Source organism: Gluconobacter sp. Dm-44 (assembly GCF_018256175.1).
GTDB lineage: Bacteria > Pseudomonadota > Alphaproteobacteria > Acetobacterales > Acetobacteraceae > Gluconobacter > Gluconobacter cadivus.
The window spans coordinates 464,523-484,284 of sequence record NZ_JAERLZ010000002.1; the positions used below are offsets into that span (position 1 = coordinate 464,523).

General features: G+C 48.2%; 9 protein-coding genes and 2 pseudogenes. 3 read left to right on the forward strand and 8 right to left on the reverse strand.

Annotated elements, in window-relative coordinates; all coding sequences use genetic code 11:
- Position 1 precedes the first annotated feature (1 nt).
- The 4 genes from JK213_RS05200 to JK213_RS05215 all read right to left on the reverse strand — a co-directional run bounded on the left by JK213_RS05200 (position 2) and on the right by JK213_RS05215 (position 9,144).
- On the reverse strand, positions 2 to 1,360 hold the full coding sequence (locus JK213_RS05200) for an MFS transporter (RefSeq protein ID WP_194261296.1): 1,359 nt from the start codon (positions 1,358 to 1,360) through the stop codon (positions 2 to 4).
- Positions 1,361 to 1,446: 86 nt separating this feature from the next.
- Positions 1,447 to 3,825, reverse strand: coding sequence for a TonB-dependent receptor domain-containing protein (locus JK213_RS05205; protein ID WP_211571289.1), 2,379 nt, complete (start codon positions 3,823 to 3,825; stop codon positions 1,447 to 1,449).
- 867 nt (positions 3,826 to 4,692) lie between these two features.
- Positions 4,693 to 6,381: an aspartate-alanine antiporter gene (gene aspT / locus JK213_RS05210; protein WP_194261298.1), complete on the reverse strand. Its 1,689-nt coding sequence runs from the start codon at positions 6,379 to 6,381 to the stop codon at positions 4,693 to 4,695.
- Positions 6,382 to 6,426: 45 nt separating this feature from the next.
- Positions 6,427 to 9,144, reverse strand: a complete 2,718-nt coding sequence (locus JK213_RS05215; protein ID WP_211571290.1) for a beta-eliminating lyase-related protein — start codon at positions 9,142 to 9,144, stop codon at positions 6,427 to 6,429.
- An 837-nt stretch (positions 9,145 to 9,981) separates the two neighbouring features.
- Here JK213_RS05215 and JK213_RS05220 point away from each other — a divergent pair.
- Positions 9,982 to 10,116, forward strand: a pseudogene (locus JK213_RS05220) (transposase); the annotation flags it as partial.
- A 9-nt stretch (positions 10,117 to 10,125) separates the two neighbouring features.
- Here JK213_RS05220 and JK213_RS05225 read toward each other — a convergent pair.
- Complete coding sequence (locus JK213_RS05225; protein WP_211571291.1) at positions 10,126 to 10,911, reverse strand: IS5 family transposase; 786 nt, start codon at positions 10,909 to 10,911, stop codon at positions 10,126 to 10,128.
- 214 nt (positions 10,912 to 11,125) lie between these two features.
- On the opposite strand from JK213_RS05225, the gene JK213_RS05230 reads away from it, so the two are divergent.
- Positions 11,126 to 11,992 (forward strand): hypothetical protein, encoded by an 867-nt coding sequence (locus JK213_RS05230; RefSeq protein WP_194261299.1) that lies wholly within the window; start codon positions 11,126 to 11,128, stop codon positions 11,990 to 11,992.
- 22 nt (positions 11,993 to 12,014) lie between these two features.
- Here the strand turns inward: JK213_RS05230 and JK213_RS15825 are convergent.
- Together JK213_RS15825 and JK213_RS05235 are read right to left on the reverse strand one after the other, a co-directional pair.
- Positions 12,015 to 12,489, reverse strand: a pseudogene (locus JK213_RS15825) (IS5 family transposase); the annotation flags it as partial.
- A 792-nt stretch (positions 12,490 to 13,281) separates the two neighbouring features.
- Positions 13,282 to 16,572, reverse strand: coding sequence for a tetratricopeptide repeat protein (locus JK213_RS05235; protein WP_211571292.1), 3,291 nt, complete (start codon positions 16,570 to 16,572; stop codon positions 13,282 to 13,284).
- Between the two features lie 301 nt (positions 16,573 to 16,873).
- Here JK213_RS05235 and JK213_RS05240 point away from each other — a divergent pair, with 301 nt between their 5' ends.
- Positions 16,874 to 18,829 (forward strand): hypothetical protein, encoded by a 1,956-nt coding sequence (locus JK213_RS05240; protein ID WP_194261302.1) that lies wholly within the window; start codon positions 16,874 to 16,876, stop codon positions 18,827 to 18,829.
- A 56-nt stretch (positions 18,830 to 18,885) separates the two neighbouring features.
- On the opposite strand, the gene JK213_RS05245 is transcribed toward JK213_RS05240, so the two are convergent.
- Positions 18,886 to 19,656: a hypothetical protein gene (locus JK213_RS05245; RefSeq protein WP_194261303.1), complete on the reverse strand. Its 771-nt coding sequence runs from the start codon at positions 19,654 to 19,656 to the stop codon at positions 18,886 to 18,888.
- Positions 19,657 to 19,762 lie beyond the last annotated feature (106 nt).

Sequence of the window (19,762 nt, forward strand, 5' to 3'; positions counted from 1 at the left end):
GTCAGAGGCTCTGTGGCTCGACCGGGGCTTCCGGCTGGAGAGTGCGTGTCATCTCGGCTTCCGATGGGTAAAGCAGAATGATCAGCACCGAGAGCAGGGCGATGCAGGCGGGAACGCCCAGAAAGCCGAATGTAATGAAGGCAAGGGCGGTCTGTGTCTGGGTGGCGGCATGGGGAACATAGCCACCCCAGTCCAGGATTGCGGCGGATAGTGAGCCGCCGATGGCCCATGCGACCTTTCCCGCAAAGCTGTTGATCGAATAGGCCATGCCGGATGCCCGAATGCCTGTCACAGCCGTACCGTAGTCAATGGAATCCGCGATCATGGCGTAGAATACCGGCAGGGTCATGCCTTGAAAAAAGCAGATTACGCCAAAGGCGGCGACCAGATAGACGGCATTGTTCGGGCCATAGGCAAACAGCGCCAGACCCACGGCGGACAGGATATAGGGCAGAACAATCGTCAGCTTCTGTCCCACGCAGCGTGCAAGCCAGGGCGAGCCCATTACTCCCAGAACCTTGCTGGCCCCCATCATCGAGATGAGCGCCCCCCCGAAATACTGCGGGCGATGCAGGACTTCCGTCGCGTAGTAGAGCGACAGGCCGTAGAACGCTGTCAGATTGATGTAGAACAGGCTCAGCACGATCGTAACGATCACCCAGGCCCGGTTGCGAAACAGGGACCCGAGCAGAACCCGGACGGGGTTGTCATTTGCTTCGAGATCATAACGTTCCTGACAGGCAAAGAAGGGAATGAGCGCCAGTCCGCTGCCCACAGCGCCTGCGACGGCCATCGCCAGCGGGTATCCAAGTTTCTCGTTACCGCCACCGAAGACATGCACCATGGGCAGAATGGACGACCCGACCAGAAAGGTCGCAAGCGTTGCGCCCATCATGCGAAAGGTGGACAGGGACAGGCGGTCTTCCCGGTTGCGCGTCATGACATTCGGCAGAAGACCGTAAGGCACGATGACGAGCGAAAAGAGGACGCCCATTGCGAGATAGGTGGCGTAAGCCCAAGCGAGGCGTCCGCCCGGTTCCAGCGGGAGTGGCAGGAAGCAGCAGAAGGTCAGGAAGCCGAGCGGTAGGGAAAACCATTTCAGGTAGGGCCGGACGCGCCCCCCGAACAGGATGCGATGGTCGATCAGATATCCGATGACCGGGTCCACCACACTGTCGATCACACGCGCCAGAAGCATCAGCAGAGCGACAGCAGACGCGGAAATACCGTAAACATTGGTGTAGTAATAGATGAGATAGGTTCCGGTAATACCGAACAGGGCATTACCAGCCAGATCGCCGAAGCCGAAGCTCATCCGCTCCCACAGGGCAGGGCGCTGGTTGTTCGTCGTGCCGTTCATGCCGCTATCCGGTTAGTGTCGTGGCTGTCTTTCTTTTATCCCGGAAAGGCAGTTTTGGGGGAATGTCCGATCCGGACAAGGTTTTGTCAGAAGTCTGCTTTTACGCCACCGAAGAACTGGCGGGGTGCGCCCACGACCAGCGACTGGTAGTCACCTGAAAGTGGGTTTCCGCCGTCATCACCGGTCATGATCAGGTAGCGCGATCCTGTCAGGTTGGTGACGTTAAACGATGCCGTCAGATTTTCCAGGCGTCCTATGCGGCCGAAATTGTAGCGTGCTCCAAAATTGACCAGCCAATAGGACGGGAGCGACGTGTCGTTCGTGTAGCTGAACGGACGGCTGCTGGTGTAGAGGGCATCGATGTTGAAACTGGCCTTCCTGTAGGTGTACTCCGCCGTCGCTTTGTACATCAGGTCCGGATAGTTCACGACATGTTTGCCTTTGGTGGCATAGGTCGTGTCCTGCTGGGTGATGTTGTTGTCGTATGTCGAGTGGTTGTAGCTGATCGAGTTAAAAATCGAGAGACCACGCAACGGGCGCAGGGTCAGACCGGCATCCACGCCGTTCATGGTCACACCGCCGAGGTTTAGAACCGTGGTCTGAGGGTTGGTCTGACTGCCCTGAACCAGTGCGCCCAGGCGGTTTGAGAAGTTCACACGATAGGCGCTGACCGAGAAATCCACACGCCGCTGCGTGAAGCGGTAGCCGACCGAATAGGCCCAGCTGGTCTCGGGTTTGACGGAGCTGCGTGACAGGTCGAAGGCCTCTTGCGAGACGGCAAACGGCGATGCCGAAAGGTGATAGCCGCTTTGCGGATAGGCGCGCATGTTCTTGGCGATATCGAAATACAGCTCATGATGCGTCAGGAAATGCCAGTCTCCGCTGAAATGCGGCAGGAACGCCCCGAATGTCGTCAGACCCACGCCACCTGCAAGAGCATTGGTGCCGGTATAGGGTTCGTAATTCCCTGTCTGTCCGACATGAGTGGTGCTCAGCATGGATTTGAACCCTGCATGGAGCGAAAGGTCTTTGATCGGGCGCCAGGTGTCCTCGATATAGGTCTGCATCGTGTTGGTGTTGTAGGTCTGGCCCCAGAGCTTGGCGAAAGGGTCGGACCATTTGCGGAAGGGATTGGGTGTCAGGGTCTGTCCTTCAGCAAGAAGCGGGTCGTTATAGGCGAACATGTTCGAGATATATTTGTTGTTCTCGTACCAGATGCCGCCATGAATTTCGTGTTTGCCGATATCATATGTCATGCTCGACGTCAGACCAAAGCGCTGGATATCAGGCTGTTTGACGATTTCGGAGAGGGGGGCACCGTTTGCGGAAGCCATCCACGGATCGGACCATTGTGTATCGGCCTTCTGGTTGTGGCCGTACACGACAGAATCCCAGCGCAGGCGATCTGCCAGTTTCAGATGGAAATTCAGCCCTCCCAGCAGATCGCGTGACGTCGTTGTTCCCGCATAATAGGAGACATCCTTCGGGTCGCTGGTTTTGTCTTCACCGTGCGAATAAATTCCCTGTGCGGCTTCATAGGCCAAACGATAGTTCGGGTAATAGTTGGAGACGCCATAGCCCAGCTTTTGGACTGTCTCCAGCGTTTCGGACTGGTAGTTGAACTGCTTGACATCCGCCCAGTCGAACAGGAGCGAGACGCTGCTTTCATTATGGATCGGTTGCACCAGCTTCAAATTGGCCTGCTGGAAGAACTGGGTACCGTAGCCTTTCCACAGTTTGGTGTCGTTTCGCATGTAGGACAAATAGAACTTGGTCCCGGTGGGGTTCAGCTTGCCGCTGTCGATACGGATGAAGGCATGTGTGGTGGCGTTGCTTCCGCCGGTCGCGGCCAGCGTGCCGCCGAACTTGTCCTTGGGGTCCGAGGACGAAATTATGATCGCACCGCCGAGCACGTTGGTGCTGGGCATGTCCACGGCGCCCGCGCCCTGTGACATCTCCATATGACCAACATTCTCGGATGACAGCGCGGCAACGGCGTTCAGACCGTTATAGTTGCGATAGACGGATTCACCGAGCGGAATACCGTCCAGTGAAAAGCCGATCTGGTTTTGCGAGAACCCGTGGATGTAGAGTTTGACGCCGCCCGTATCGACGCCTTGCGCATCGTCAGATTGGAACAGCACGCCCGGTACATTCTGCAACGCCTTCATAACGGATGTTCCGGCCACGGCGTTTGTAAAAACGTGCTGTGAAATAACGGTCTGTGCACCGTGAGAGACATGTCGCCCTTGGACCTGCATAAGCTCCGCTTGCGCAGGGCGGCTCAGGGTGTGGCGTACGGCAGGTGTCTGGGATGCAGAAACCGTATGAAGTGGATGTGTCTTTCCTCTGCGGACATGTTGTGGTTTTTCCGCCGTCCATCCGCATGAAGGAATAACGGCTAGCACTGTCGAAAGCAGGGCCATGTGGCGCAACGCGAGTTTGTTCTGGTGGACGATACACATTGAGATCAATCCTTGCCCTCACACGGGTCTGAAGGGGCGGGAATTGGGACGGCTGGAGAAAAGCTACGTTGCGATTGTATAACGTGTAATGGAAAATTAGATTATGTAAAAAACGTGTAAAATACTGTTTTATAGCCCCTTTTTCTTCGTGCTGTATGCATCGTTGATCATGGCGGGCATCGTACAGAATTTTTTACGGCTGGGATGGTTGGCCGAAGCATTCAGGATATCATGTGGCGTTGGACTGCGTGATAGGGACGGTCGAGAAAGTTGAAGCGACCGATTACCCGAAAATGCTGCTGACGGTGTTTGTGGGTACGCCGCTAGGTCGTGATTGGTGACATAAGCGATGCAGTACGGCTTTCAGTCTGCAGGTAAAAAAGAAGGGGGAGGGAAACACCTGATTGGGCACACGAAAGGCAGCATGAACGCCATACTTCACAACATACTGGTGCAAACGGCTGTTTTTTGGGCTTTTGTTCTGCTCAATGAGTCGCCGTAAACCCAATGTCTACGCGGTGGCCCGGGTTATGACGCCAACTTGTTCGGGGATACTTGAACAAATAAGGGCAGAAAACCCTGTATCCCCAGCCAAAATTCCGGAACAAAGCTGCCAAATACGCAAAGCGCTGCCAAAGATCGCGCAACCGCATAGGGAGCATGTTCGGACGCATCAAAGACTTGCGCCCCGCTACGACAGGTGCTGGATAGCCTTCTTCTCAGCCATTGCACTTGCTGTTACCTCATTTTTTAGCTCTGATTAGTGAGGCGTGGCCCTTAGACATGTATGATTGTAGGGAGTGCAAACGCATTTAGTAAATTCTCAATTGAATAAATAATATTAAAAATATTCACGCGAAAGTGGCACTATGAAAGAAGAAGAACAATAACTAATCCCCACATGGTCAATAACGTATTGCTTACAGCATAAGGAACAGTATACCCTAACATAGGGACATTGCTCTTCGCAACGTCAGCAACCATTGCCACAGATGCAGTACTTGTTCTAGCGCCTCCACAACAACCGAGGTTTATAGCTGGATCAAATCGGAAAATATATTTTCCTATTAATGGAGCAAGAATCATTGGTAACGCACTAGAAAAAATTCCCCACAAAAACACACTTAACCCTGCATCTTGCAGGCCTTTAATAAAGGTAGGACCAGCTGAAATCCCAACTACAGCAATAAAAATATTAAGGCTTACAGTATTCATAAACCATACAGTAGCATTTGGTATATTGCCAATTTTAGGCGTGACGCTACGAAGCCAACCTAAGACAAGACCTGCAATCAGGGCTCCTCCAGAAGCAGAAACCGTAATAGGAATACCAGCCATCGGGAGCACAACAGATCCAATCAGCCCGCCAATAAATATCCCGCCTCCAACCATAACCATGCTGGTTACGTCTGTTGGTCGATCCGCATATCCAAACTCACTGATTAATTTGTCGACATTTCTACGGCTTCCGGTGATATTTATAATATCCCCTCGAAATATAGCAGTTTCTGAAAGCAAAGGAATCTCTACGTTCATAGATCCTCGATGAATATTATTTATGTAAATACCGTGCGATGAATTGGACTCGGCCAAATTCCCCAAACGTTGCCCATTGATTTTTTTACTTGTAATTACAACATTCACTGTTTCTATGGGAATATTTATTAACTCGCGATCTGAAATCTCTTCAGCGTGATTGGACCAATATACCAAAGCATCATGCGCTCCAGATACCGCAACGCAATCGCCTACCGACAATGTAGTACTTTCATCAAAAGGAATTATTTTCCCATTACGTCGAATATTTTCCAAAAACATTCTATCTTGTGTTGATTTTTCTGCATCAAAAACACTTTTACCAGCAAATTTTCCTAATGTTTTCAAGCGATATGCACGAATAATATGCTCGTGCCATCCTGTTTCAGAATTACCATTCACAGGTTTAATATTCATTTCACGTTCATATCTCTGGCATTCCTCTTCTAGATTGATTCTAAGGAGCTTGGGCCCTAAAAATGCCAGTATCCAGCCTGTACCAACAGTTCCAAATAAGTATGTTACAGCATATGCAACAGGGATAGCATTTAACTGTTCTTGAACCTGCTCAGGAGAGAGCGAGCTACGATTAATCGCATCCGTCGCGAGACCTATTGATGCCGAAATTGTTTGGGAGCCTGCGAGCAAACCTTCTGCCATACCAGGTCCGTACCCAGAAAAAATTGCTGCGATATAAACACAAGCGAGACATAGCGAGGCTATAACAACTGCGAATAATGCCTGCGGAAGACCGTTATTCGCAATTCCTCTAACAAATTGTGGACCCACACCAAAGCCCACAGCGAAAAGAAACATAATGAAAAATACTGATTTCACTTGAGGCGAGATAATAATCCCTAATTGTCCAATCAGAACTCCTACAAGTAGCGTTCCTGTTACAGCTCCAAGGCTAAAGCCACCGATTTTTCGGGAACCAATCCAAAAACCAATCGCCAAAGCTAGAAATATTGCTAACTCTGGTGATGCGCGTAGCGTTTCCGCAATCCAATGAAAAATCATTAAAATATATCCTTAATCACAAATCCGCTCTCTTAATATAGAAGACTAAATAGATCCCGTTTTCAGCAGCTTCAAACCTAAGTTTTTATTAAATCCATGAATTTCCTTCACGTCTAGTTTTCTCATAAATTCGATAATTTCTTTGGTAATGACTTGCCCGGGTACCATGATCGGGAAGCCAGGAGGATACGGAATAACGAAATTAGCAGAAACCAAAACAGGGCCTGATTCCAGTCTTGTTTCAATTTCAGTACTATTCAGATCGATATACTCACATTTCAACTCATTATAAGCGTCATAAAATGCGCGACGAATATCACCATGGAGCGTGTCAGATTGTGGGTTGCTACGATAACAATCGTCAAATTTACTAAAATTCGGCAAATGCGGTAAATCGAATATTAATTCATCCACAGATTTTTGAAAATTGATTTGGTACTCTTTGCCAAATTTCTGTGATTTATTATCCAAATCCATTGAAATTTCATTCAGAACTCCTAAAAGAAGAGCAATATCACTTCTATTATTATTTATATTTGATTGCAAAAGAACACTATTTCTTGAAGTTTTATTAAGCTGTATATTGAATTTATCAGCAAGTATATTTTTGAATGTAGTACCATCAAATCCCGCATGTCCACATGATAACGTCATACGGCTAGGATCAATAATAAATTCATCATTTTTGATTGCGTCTATAGCTTTAATCCAGCTCACACTGGGGTCATTATAATCCGAAATTCCGGATTCCCTGAATTTTTCAGGGATCATTTCAGAATTATTTAAAACCCTAAAATACTTTGATATTAGGGGATGATTGTTTATTTGCTTTCGGATTTCAAGAGAAACTCTCATTGCGTTGGCAACGAGACCATATCCTTCTAGCTGCATCTGGCGTCTAGCAACATCCAGAGAAGCTATAATCTGTAGATTTGGACTGGTTGATGCGTGAGTAAAAATAGCCTCATGAAACTGTGACTCAACATGTTCAAATTTAATATCCTTCACCAAAACAATCGATCCTTGGCGCAAGGCTGACATAGATTTATGAATGGAATTAGTTTGATATACACGAATCTTTACAAGCCGTGGATCAGGTATCAGACGATTTTCAAGTAGAGCTTCATCACTTGGATTTTCTCCAAGGGTTTTTTGTTGCTCTTCCCAGGCTATCAATGCCTCAGGCTGACTTAATGCTTGGCTGAGGGCATCTGCCGCGCCCATAGCCGTACGTTGACGAAGCAGCGGTGACCAATGAGCGAAACCAAACCAAGCTTCATCCCATAGAAAAATCAAATCTGGCTTAATGGCCAAACATTCTTCCATAACGCGTCGCACGTCATAGACGTGGCCATCAAATGTACAATTGGTTAAATCGACCATTTTAACACGATCTATTTCACCTTGGGATTTCAGTTTTAATAGGCTTTGTTTTATTGTTTTAATAGGTACGCCCCCGTACATAGAATACTCTACAAGAGGGAATGCCTCCACGTAGTAGGGTTGGGCACCAGCTAAAACACACCCATAATGGTGTGATTTGTGACAATTTCGGTCTAGTATGACGATATCCCCAGGCACCAAAAGAGCTTGAAGAACCATTTTATTGCTTGTTGAAGTACCATTCGTTACAAAAAATGCATGATCGGCTCCGAAGGCCTTTGCCGCCATGTCCTGAGCATCTTTGATATTGCCTGTAGGTTCTAACAGACTATCTAAACCGCCAGTTGTAGCAGAGCTTTCGGCAAGAAATAAATTTGGACCATAGAAATCACCCATATCACTGATCCAATTGGAAGTAAATATGGATTTCCCTCGCGCAATAGGAAGTGCGTGGAAGGTTGCTATTGGCCTTTCGGCATATTTTTTTAAGTTATCAAAAAATGGAGTCTTATATCGATTATTTATCGATTCTATAATCGATAAATGAATTTCTAAAGGTTCTTCCATTTGATAGAATATCCGGTCAAAAATAAGGCTTTCTTTTTTTCCAGAAAAACTTTCTATATTCTGGTCACTTAATAGAAAAATATCAAGTTCAGGCCTTATTTTATTTATAGCCTGTGCCAATCCAATAGAGAGATAATCGCTCTTATCTAAAGATTGAAAATCAATCACCCCTTCAAAGATTTTTAGAAAAGAGTCTTTTTCATCATAACCGTTTTCGAATCCATCATATAAAACCACCGATTCAATATCAGAATTTAATATAATACATTTTAATGCATCTACGGCACTACCAACTACTACTGTTTCATAAACGAATTCGTCTTCAGAGCGCCTAACACCTCGCGCTTCCTCTTTAATATGCTGCCAACGTGAACGAGCATGCGGCACAATGCTCAAAACTTCAAAATATGGTTTCGTTTTTATGCGCGATATTGCTTGAGGTAACCTATTAAAAGGATCGTCTTCATAATTTTCGATATCCCAAACTGAGATATCACGGTGAAATTTTTTTGAAATAATATTGCTGGCGATACATTGAGAAAGGCGCAAAAATCCTTTAGAATCGTTTTCTCTTAAGTAATAATCGAGACGGTTTAATAGAATAGATCCAGGGTAGGCGAAATATAAATCTATTTCTCCAAGCTCTTTTAACGCATTGGCTAGATTATCTTTTATAAATGCTTCCTGTGTCCTCTCCCATTTTCTAGCTTGATAAAGCACGGACATCCAGAGATCTGAACGCAGTTCGGGAGTAGCTAACACCCCTCCAATTATTGAATGGGAATTATGATGCTCAGACATTTCAATAGTCATGAATATATTCCTTTTTCAACCCAACGTTGAATCGACCCTAAAAGTTCCATCCAAATGATACAAACAAATTGATAAGACCGAAGAAACATTCATTGATGCATGATTCGAAAATGGATGATTAATAGAACAATATGGCAGAATGAATCATTGCTCAGGGTATATTTATCGGTAAAAACAGTTAAATACTATTGGTATAATAATATTAATTGATATTTTATGAAATGTTTTTCGATTATTTTCTGCGCTCATACATAATTGCTGCATATTTTTCTTATAAATATTAAGAAATAAAAATTATTTGAGATCAGTATTATAATAGATAAATTCCCCTTCGCATAAAAGCGAACGTAGTTCGACGACGTCATGAAAATTGTTGTCGCGTAAGTGAGTTATTATCATGGTAAAGTTGATACCGACCGATATCTGGATAATGCGTAGAAAAAATAATCCTGAACGTGTTTCATAAAAAATTACTGTAAATGGAAACATATATTTGTCAATTGGATCTATAATTTTCTAAATTTATATGTAATGCTATTTCTTTGAAGTGTTAATTATATCTTTGGCTTTGTGAATATCTTATATAAAATGTTGAAAAATTATACCCTTCGTCTATACGAAGCATAGAATATGTAAATTACACTGAAATACTTATCCTGAAATTTCTAAACCAATTTCGTGCTGGTTTGCATTGATTTTTGAACAGGATTGGGTTTATTTTTTTATTAGAAGCCTAGGCTCAGGACCTATTAATTTATTGAACTGAGCGAGAGGTTGTGATTCACAGGCTTACCGATGGAGGGTAGGCCTGTGAGTGAGGTATTTTTGTTGTCTGAGCGCCATCTGATCGAAAACATGTTCGCAAAGCTGAAAGACTGGCGACGTGTTGCGACCCGATATGACCGCTGCGCTCATACATTCATGTCCGCAATCCACATCGCAGCAAGCGTCATCTTCTACCTCAAAGAATGAGTCCTGAGCCTAGATGACATTGATAAAAGATCTAATCCAGAGCTTTGCGGCTGCGATATGGAGAAAGCTCATGAATGACAAAGCGGTCTTGTCATAGCGGCTTGAGATGCGGCGCATCTGCCTGAGGGGGTTGAACATCCGCTCGATGCGGTTCCACTCCCTGTAACGCCACCAATCTGTTCTCTGTGGAGCACTGCGGCCTTTGCGTGATGGAATAACCGGCAGAATACCACGCTGCAGCAGATCCTGGCGGAAACAAGCACTGTCATAGCCCCGATTAGCCAGCATGACTTTGAGGTTTGGAACCGGCAGCTTCATCAGGGCATTTATGGCTTTGTAGTCCGAGACCTGACCTCCGGTCAGGATAAAGCCGAGAGGGCGTCCCTGATTGTTACATCGGACATGGATTTTGCTCGTAAAGCCGCCGCGTGATCGACCAAAACCCTCCGAATGAGCCCCCCCCCCTTTTGCGCCCGTAGCCTGTGAGTGGGCGGGGCCTACGGTGCTGTCGACCATATGTTGCCAGTTATCGATCAGCCCCAGATCTACCAGCGTCTGTAAAAGAGCCTCCCAGACACCCTGTTCAGCCCAACGCCGGAACCGAACATAGGCCGAGTTCCACTTGCCATAGCGCTCATGTATGTCCCGCCACGAACAACCCGTGCGCAGGACGTGCAGCATGCCGTTGAGAAATAGACGGTTATCTCCGGATGGTCGTGCCCAACGGCCACGTTCAGTCGGCATAAGCGGACCAATCAGCGCCCATTCCCGATCCGTCAGATCTCCTCGGGCCATCCCCGCTCCACCTTATCGCTTTCGTTAAAGACAATAGTGAATCAGATCTCACGCAGATCGTGTAGATCTTTCGTCAACGTGACCTACGTAAAGCATAGATGCACAAAAAAATGTATCAGAATCAATAGGGTTTTCACACACTCAATTTGTATAAACGGTTAAACCATACTATGCTCAAACGGATAAAACGCTAGGTAAATATCGAGGAAACGTTATGAAGTGGTTTTTTGCTATAACAGAAAAGACTTTAGCGAATGATCCAGATCATGGATTTATCGATTGTATTCGAGTTGCGGTTCGTTCTGCGCGCGAGAACACAAACCTTGTGCCTCATATGGTCTTCGATGGAAACCCTTGTGAATTTACTGAAGAAATGAGAAAGGAAGGTGTAAAGGTTATTTTCCATAGAATTCATTTTTACGAAAAATTAAAATTAGCCCAAGAAAAGCAAAAACCAGAATGGCCGAACTATATGGATACAGCTGCTGGGGCGTTTATGAGACTGGACCTAGCTTTACTAGAACATGATGAAAAATTCGTTTTATATACGGATTGCGATGTTATGTTTCTTAAAAATCCAAGCCTTGAATTTTGCAAACCTGAAATATTTGCTGCCTGCGGCCAGTTTGGTCAGCAGGACTATTACACAGATATGAATTCTGGGGTTATGATTTTAAACCTAGAAAGAATACGCAATGATCTCCCGGCGATGGTTGAATTTCTCTGCGATAATTTCAATCATATTTCTGGATATGATCAGGAGCTTTTGAGAATATTTTATAACAGCCAATGGAGTCCACTATCCGCTAAATTTAACTGGAAGCCGTACTGGGGAACTAATGCAGATGCCAGAATCGTGCATTTCCACGGCCCCAAAGCTCCTGCGAGCCGAAATTTGTTAAACGATCATCACTATCGGGAGCACGACCCCGTTTTCCATACATGGAGACATTGGTTTTTTCAGAATGTTGCCGGTTATGGAGTTTATGTACCTGTCTGGGAAGATTTCTTGCAAAAATCTCGTAACGCATATGACGGTTCTGTTGAAAGTTGTGCCTCGTTCAACCTTGCACGCGAATAATTACAATGCTCATGACTTATAGTCAGAAGGTGACGGTTGCAGGAAAATATATAGCTGATAAAAAGACGGTCCTGCTTCTATCATAGCATGTTAACACCGCCGCCAGTCCTTGAGGTAATCAGACATGACCTCAATGCGGGTGTGGTGTTTATAGTTTCGCTTGTCGTATTTTACTGGTTTTCCGCGGGATATTCTTCCCGGAATGCGGGAGCTGATCCCTTTTTCCGCTAGAGTATCCCAGTATCAGTCAACATAATAACCTCGGTCCGCCAGTGTCCACTGTGTCATCAGCAGGCTGTCCAGCAGAGCAGAGACTGCGGTGTAATCATTAACCTATCCGGCTGTCATGAAGAAGCTCAGCGGTCGCCCGTTCTGATCCGTGACCGCATGTAGTTTGGTATTCATACTGCCTTTGGTGCGATCGATTAGACGCCCTGGATTCTTTTTAATCGCAGGCTTGAAGTTTTACAGTGTGCCTTGAGATAGATTGTATCAATCTAATGGTTAGAGGCGTTTGAGAAAAAACGGTTGCAGACGCTCGATCTGGCCACTGGATTGGAACAGGTCCTGCTGGACAAGGATGTAGGTCAGAAGTGGCCAGAGTCTCCTAAAAGGTATCAACCGCCTTGTTCTGCGAGGATGTTTCTTGCGATGAAGACATGTCCAGACTGATGCACTCGAAAAGCTAAGAGATAAGTCCATACCTCGCACATGCATGGGTTTTGGCAAGATTTTTGTCGAGGGTCTCCAGGTTGCTGAAAACCCTAACAGACGTTTATTTTTGATAATTTATATATGGTGCGAGCTGCGGGATTCGAACCTGCTCCTCAACATTTTTGGGGTGTTGGGAGGCTCTCAATTTCAGCAGAAAACTGCGGATATGATGCTCTTCTCAGTGAACATTATGGAGAACAAGTTTGGAGAAAAACTGAAGCCAGTCAAGGGTTCTATTGTGGCGGCCATATTGAATGTTGGGGTGCGGGACAATCCGTCATGTCGGGTGCTGAACATCGCAACTTCTTGAGCACATTAAAAATACGCTGCAGCGTAACATCAATGCTGAGACGGCGTATTTTCCGACCATAGAATTGACAAGGGGACAATACGCCCTCCCAAGAGCTCTTTTCGTTCTTCTGGCTACAAATCTCAGCTATCGATACCGGAACTGGGTTACTTGTCATATCTCTATCGACCGGAAGTTTTAGTCGATCAGGAAAGGCAAATATTCGATGATGCAATTCTTATAAGACTTTTCAATCTCTCCATCTAAAAATAAGGAAAAGGCATGTTCATTCATAAGTCTTCGAATCGTCCACTGGAAGTGCCTCTAGACGAAGCGCTTCCGCTTCGCTCAGCCGTCCCTGATTCTGATACAGTCCCGCCAAGTTGCTGAGGGTCGTCGCGATATCGGGATGACCTGCGGGCAGCGCCTGACGCCGGATCTTGAGGGCTTCGAGGTAGAGCGGTTCGGCTTCGTTCAGTTGCCTTTGAGTTTGATACACTCCCGCCAGATTGTTGAGGGTCGTCGCGATATCGGGATGACCTGCGGGCAGCGATTGACGCCGGATCTTGAGGGCTTCGAGGTAGAGCGGTTCGGCTTCGTTTAGCTGCCCCCGAGCCTGATACACTCCCGCCAAGTTGTTGAGGGGCGTCGCCATAGTGGGATGTCCTGGGGGTAGCGCCTGACAGTAGATCTGGAGTGCTTCGAGAAAGAGAGGTTCGGCCTCACTCAGTCGCCCTTGAGCCTGATATAGTCCTGCCAGATTGCTGAGGCTAATCGCAATATTGGGGTGTCTTGGGGCTAGCGCCTGGCGCAGGGTCTGGAGTGCTTCGAGAAAGAGAGGTTCGGCCTCATTCAGTCGCCCCTGAGCCTGATACAGGCTCGCCAGATTATTGAGGCTCAACGCGATGTCGGGATGTCCTGCGGGCAGCGCCTGGCGGTAGATCTGGAGTGCTTCGAGAAAGAGGGGTTCGGCCTCACTCAGCCGTCCCTGAGCCTGATACAGCGTCGCCAGACTGTTGAGGCTAATCGCAATATTAGGGTGTTCTGCGGGCAAGGCCTGACGGTAGATCTGGAGTGCTTCGAGAAAGAGGGGTTCGGCCTCGCTCAGCCGTCCTTGAGCCTGATACAGTGTCGCCAGACTGCTGAGGCTCATTGCAATATTAGGGTGTCCTGCGGGCAAGGCCTGGCGGTAGATCTGGAGTGCTTCGAGAAAAAGCGGTTCGGCGTCGCTCAGCCGTCCCTGATTCAGATACAGAGTTGCCAGATTGTTGAGGCTCGACGCGATATCGGGATGACCTGCGGGCTGCGCTTGGCGCCGGATCTTGAGGGCTTCGAGTAAAAGCGGTTCGGCCTCATTCAGCCGTCCCTGATCCTGATACAGTCTCGCCAGATTGTTGATGTCTGATGGCGATTTTTGATGATGCGCCGCCTTCCAATCGACGATATTTTCTACCCAACTCACACCAATCGTTAAAAAACTAAGATCAATAAATCTGCGAGTGACAGAAGATGTGTTTTCCGGGAGTATCTCGGCGCTTGCAAAGTTTGCTTTCCAGAGTTCGCTCAGCGCGGCAATAGCGGGAGTGGGGACGGCAAGGCCAGCGCCGAGCCAGATCAATGCGTCCCGCAAAAGTAATGGCTCGGACTGCGTGAGCGAAGCGATGGTCGAAATTACACCCAGCTTTGCCACAAGACCCTCACTGTCTTGTAGGGCTTGCAACTGAAAAATATGCTCGGCTAAAGCAGGGATATCCGCGCGAGGTGAGACATAGGCAATCATATCACGGCGAGCCGTCTCGGCAGACTCCGCTGGATTGAGGAGAGCCTCACGCAAGATGGCATGCATCAGTGCCATGCGCCCATCATCATTCAGGCAGTATAGCGCAAGACGCGACAGAAGTGGCGCCAAAATAAAGTCCGGAAGTCGAGAATGTCCTGTTCCGGAAATATATAGATCCGACGAACCGGCAAGAAGCTCAGCGAGCTCATGATGTTGCAATCCCCGTCGTGACACTGCCATAAAACGTGCGGCCCGGCTGGCAAGCATAGGGTGGAGTGGATCGCGGAAATCTTCTGTATCCATCACGCTGAGAACATGTGCAAACAATGTGCCTGCATCCGTAAAAGTCAGGAGGTCAGTGGCCTTGGCTGCGAGCGTCTCAAAGCGGGCGTGCAAGCGCAGTTCTTCTAGAACCAGCCGCAGATAGAGCGGCGTAGCGCAGGCCGGAGTTGATGCGAGCAGGGGGATCAGTTCGGGCGGAAGTTTCTTGCGGTAGATCTCTAAAAATGCCGCGATTGCCTGTTCACGCAAGGCAATATCGAGTGCCGGAAGCTCAATGAGTTCTGCCTTGGGGACCAAAACCTCCGGTGTGGCCGTCGCAATCAGCACTACATCTTGTGGCAGACGGAGAGCGGACAAGCGGGCGATGGATTCTGCCGCTCCTGTGAGTTGGTTCAGAGCGTCGAGTAACAGGACAAGCGGTTTGCCAAGGCCGCGCACGGCTTCGGACAGCAATATTGGCAGATTGTCCCAACGTTCGTCGTCCGTTGTTGGAACAGGTGACACAAGGTGACCGGTTCCCTGAAGAAAGGCGATCAGGCGATCATGCCAGGCGCTAAGAGTGAGAAATCCATCAGCACCGATATAATGCGCAAAGACCTTGGCGTCGTCTTGGGCGGTGAACCGGGAAGCTAAATGGGCAAGAAAGGCGCTTTTGCCTCTGCCAGACGGAGCCGAAATGACGATGGGAGCGGCATTCAACTGCGTGCGTGCAGCATGCCACGCATCAAGTACGCTCTGCTCGACTTCAGGAAGTGGGACATAGGCGTGCAATCGAGACTGAGCGTAGCGGGCATGTGAAGCCGTCATTAGTGCTTCGGGAGCAGGCGCCACATTAGCCGGGAAATACCGGTCGAGTTGCTCCATCAAGAAGTCCATGACGGCATCACCGAACTGCGAAATGCTGTGGTAGCCATCCAGGCCAATAAATGGGGTTGCGCGCAGTGTGTCCTTGAGAAGGGTGAGATGATCGCCAGCTGGATCGTAGAATTCGAGGTCATCTTTTCCCTTGCCCGCCGCTGCAGCAATGCTCCGAGTTAGATCCGGTGCGCGTAAGTAGAACCTGCCGCGAGATGTACCTTCTGCCACTCCGGGATCCATGAAAGCCACGCGCATTTCGAGTTCGGTAACGCTGATGCCCTCATCCAGTGCTTTTTGGATGCGTGCGGCATACGGAGAGTCGGAATGGGTCTCCCAGTATTGTTCAAGATCAGCATGAGTTGGGATCCACCCATACCGCTCGCCCAAAAACCCGATAAAGAACGGTGGGGGTTGGATCTTGCGACAGCGCTCGATCTCATCGAGGCAAATCTCGACGGTACGCCCGTTCTTTGCGTCTTCTTCTGTGACACCCCAACGTAGATCGATCTCGGTGAAACTTACCAAGCGATCAAGGCATGCAGCACGAAACACAGGAAAGATATGTGTCAGCAGATAGTCCCGTTCCTGATCCATGTCGCGGAAGGTCGAGGATAAAAACACGCGAAACTCACGCGAGACCGGACCAGGTGACGACATATTAGGCAAACTCCATGGGATCTACGGTCAACCTTATGCAGATCTCAGCTCAAGATTGGAATAATGCGGACGGGAAGAGGAGAGCGTTGGAAAAATTTTCTTTTCCTAATGGCGTCAAAGATATACCGATTGATATTATAATATTAGAAATAATCGCAATAGGAAGCGCCTACATTCAATTTTTGGGAGTTCCCGGATCGCCATCCATTCGGAGCAAAGATAAGATCTGTCTTTGTGGTCATCTGTCTCTGAGTATAATAGCCATTATTATTCAATTGCATTGAATCTTGTGAGATCCAACATGCCGCAACAGGAACTTCCCGCACCTCATACCCCGCACACGCAGCCAAAATATGGACTGCCCGTTACGGTGGGAGTGACGGGACATCGCGATTTGAAGGATCCAGACGTCGTTCGAGCCGAGCTGCAGCAGCAGTTCGCAATGATTCAGAATAGATTACCGTCTTCGCCACTTTATGCAATTTCGGCCCTTGCTGAAGGTGCCGACAGAATTTTTGCCCAAGTCGCGATTGAAATGAATTGGGAGTTGCACGTTGTCCTGCCGATGCGGCCAGACCTATATCGCGATGATTTCGCAACTGAGGCTTCCAAAAAAGAATTCGACACACTGTGCCGGTCTGCAAAAACATGGGTGGTGATGCCGACCGTCGTTCCAGGGACGGAAGATCGGATTACTGAAGCGGGTCTTTATCGTAATCTCCAATATGCAAGCGCTGGAATCTATCTTGCACAGCGTAGCCATATCCTCTTTGCCCTTTGGGATGGACAGCCAGCGGTAGGGCTCGGCGGCACGGCACAGATTGTCAGTTTCCGTCGTGAAGGTGCCCTCTCATTAGATACGCTCCACAATAAAGAGGAGGCGTTGACACCAGAAATTCTCAATCTGCTCTATTCTTCTAACCCTCTCGAGGAGCGTGAGACCGGGCTGGTCGCAATCATTTACTGTGCACGTGAGACGCAACGTGGCGAAGCGCCTGTGGTCTCCGGAAAACAGATTATGGAGATCGAATGGACTGACGGCGCTCGGCGGGCAGACAGCTTCTATAACTTGCTTCGTGGCCATGAGGATCACGACGATTCAAATAAGGCAGGAATGACGGCACAGGCGTTGCGTCTATTGCGGCGGAATAATTCGAAAGAAGAGCGAATGCGCATGGGGCCGATCCTGAACGATCTTAATAAAATCAATCAAGACATTGAAAAGCGCGTCACCGTAAATCCAAACCTTTTCGATAAGGATTGGGGATATAACGACGTGAAAGAGATGTTCCGGACACAAAATCTCAATACGAAGGTCATATTAGACAATATCGTCTCAGAAAAAATGCAGAAAAGCCGTTTTGGTCTTGGCTTTGTTTTTATTGTGATCGGTGTTTTTGTCCTCATCAGCAGCCGCTCTCCCGGCGACCCTGAAGGGTGGCTTTTGATTTCAACGACCTTATCACTCATCCTCCTTGCTTGTCTTATAGTACTCACGAAGAAGACGCCCTGGCTCAAGGATAGGGACAACGCCATTCAGTTGCGTGCCATCGTTCAGGGCCTGGTGGTTCAGGATTTTTGGAATATCGCTGGTATCCGCGACGGCGTATTCCAGCACTATATGCGATATGAAGGGCCAATTGTTCGTTCAACGCGGTTCTTTCTTCAGGGAACGGGCTTTGCCAAATCCTATTGGAATCATTCGGGTGCTGCCGGTATTAGTGCTTCTCAGGCGAGCGTGGTTATCGACTACGTCACAAAAAATTGGATAGACGGTCAGATAAACTATTATGATAATACCGTCAGAAGGAAAGAAAAACGAAAAAGACTACTATCTTTTTTCGGAAAATTTCTTTTTTCTACAGGAGTTTTATTTCTCATTATTACGGAAATTCGGCTATATGGTCTTATCGACTTCGGGAATATAATCCCTCACGCTGAAATCATCATGCACCTGATTGAGCACGGCTCAGAGACTCTTGTCGCCCTCGGAGCGGTCGCTTTGACCTATCTCGAGTTTGTAGGAGATGAGGAAGATGCCGAAACCTATGAGAGAGCAAAAGAAATCTTCACATCAGCAAAGGCTGAAATTATCCGCAATCTTCCCAGCGCTCCTGAAGACGGATCTTTGTGGGCGTTTCGGGCGCACAATCTCCGAACGGCAATTTATTGCCTTGGGGTCGATATTCTGAACAGCGATACTGCCCGTTGGGTCGAGCGCTCTCTCAAACAGAAGATCGATCTGATGAAAGGTTAGGGCAAACCTCTCTCCTGTCCCAGCAGAGCGAGTACGCTGTCATCGGTTAATAGCTACTACGGGGAAGGCGCCGGAGAGAGCCTTTGAGAGTTTGGCAGCGGATGGGGCACCATCTCCCCTCGGCTTCGATCCTGCTCCAGCGCTTTGAGTGCTGCTGGCAAGTCACCTCTCCGTTTATGCGCTGTGATGGAGGCTTTGGTCGCCTTTGATACTGAAGCGGGTGGTTGCCAGACATCGCGCAGTTGCTCCAGCCGCTGCTCTGCCGCGTGTCGTACGGGTTGATGGTCCGCATACCAGTCCAGGATGATTTTACGCCGCTTTTGTTCTGCTTCCCGTGCGTATTCCTTCAGAAGGTCCCGACAGCTGTCCTTATCGACCAAGACGGCCAGCATGTCATGACGTGCATGAAGAACAGCACGTTTTGCCTGCTCCCGCTCATCAGGAACAGGCAGCTCCAGTACAGCTGGTGGGTGCGTCGTTAAGCCAAGACGGTAGAGAATATATTCGAAGAGATAGCGCAGGATTTCCCCCAGATTAGCTGCGGCCTGCCGTAGTCGTTCTTCATCTTGTGAGAGGCGTTTTCTCTGGAAGACCTGCCATCTCAGGGCGCGTGCCTCATTCAGGCGTTCTCGGGCTGCTACAAATTCTTGGCCTGCTGCATTCAGTTTGCGCCGTAACGTGGCGATATCTTGCATCAAAAGATCGGCCTGCTCGTCGACCGATAGAAACCTCTTGTCTTCCAGCGGATGCTTTTTCTTCAAGATTGCCTGAGAAGCTCTGAAGTCTTTCTGCCACGCCTCGAGATAACGACGGAAGCCGTCGGACAAACGATCCGGCTCAGCCCAAGACAAGATTTTAGGCTCAGGACTCATTCTTTAAGATAGAAGATGAAGCTTGCTGCGATGTAGATTGCGGACATGAATGTATGAGCGC

Coding starts and splice junctions, on each gene's coding strand:
- JK213_RS05200 (WP_194261296.1), bottom strand. CDS start 1,360: ATGAACGGCACGACGAACAACCAGCGCCCTGCCCTGTGGGAGCGGATG.
- JK213_RS05205 (WP_211571289.1), bottom strand. CDS start 3,825: ATGTGTATCGTCCACCAGAACAAACTCGCGTTGCGCCACATGGCCCTG.
- aspT (WP_194261298.1), bottom strand. CDS start 6,381: ATGATTTTTCATTGGATTGCGGAAACGCTACGCGCATCACCAGAGTTA.
- JK213_RS05215 (WP_211571290.1), bottom strand. CDS start 9,144: ATGACTATTGAAATGTCTGAGCATCATAATTCCCATTCAATAATTGGA.
- JK213_RS05225 (WP_211571291.1), bottom strand. CDS start 10,911: ATGGCCCGAGGAGATCTGACGGATCGGGAATGGGCGCTGATTGGTCCG.
- JK213_RS05230 (WP_194261299.1), top strand. CDS start 11,126: ATGAAGTGGTTTTTTGCTATAACAGAAAAGACTTTAGCGAATGATCCA.
- JK213_RS05235 (WP_211571292.1), bottom strand. CDS start 16,572: ATGTCGTCACCTGGTCCGGTCTCGCGTGAGTTTCGCGTGTTTTTATCC.
- JK213_RS05240 (WP_194261302.1), top strand. CDS start 16,874: ATGCCGCAACAGGAACTTCCCGCACCTCATACCCCGCACACGCAGCCA.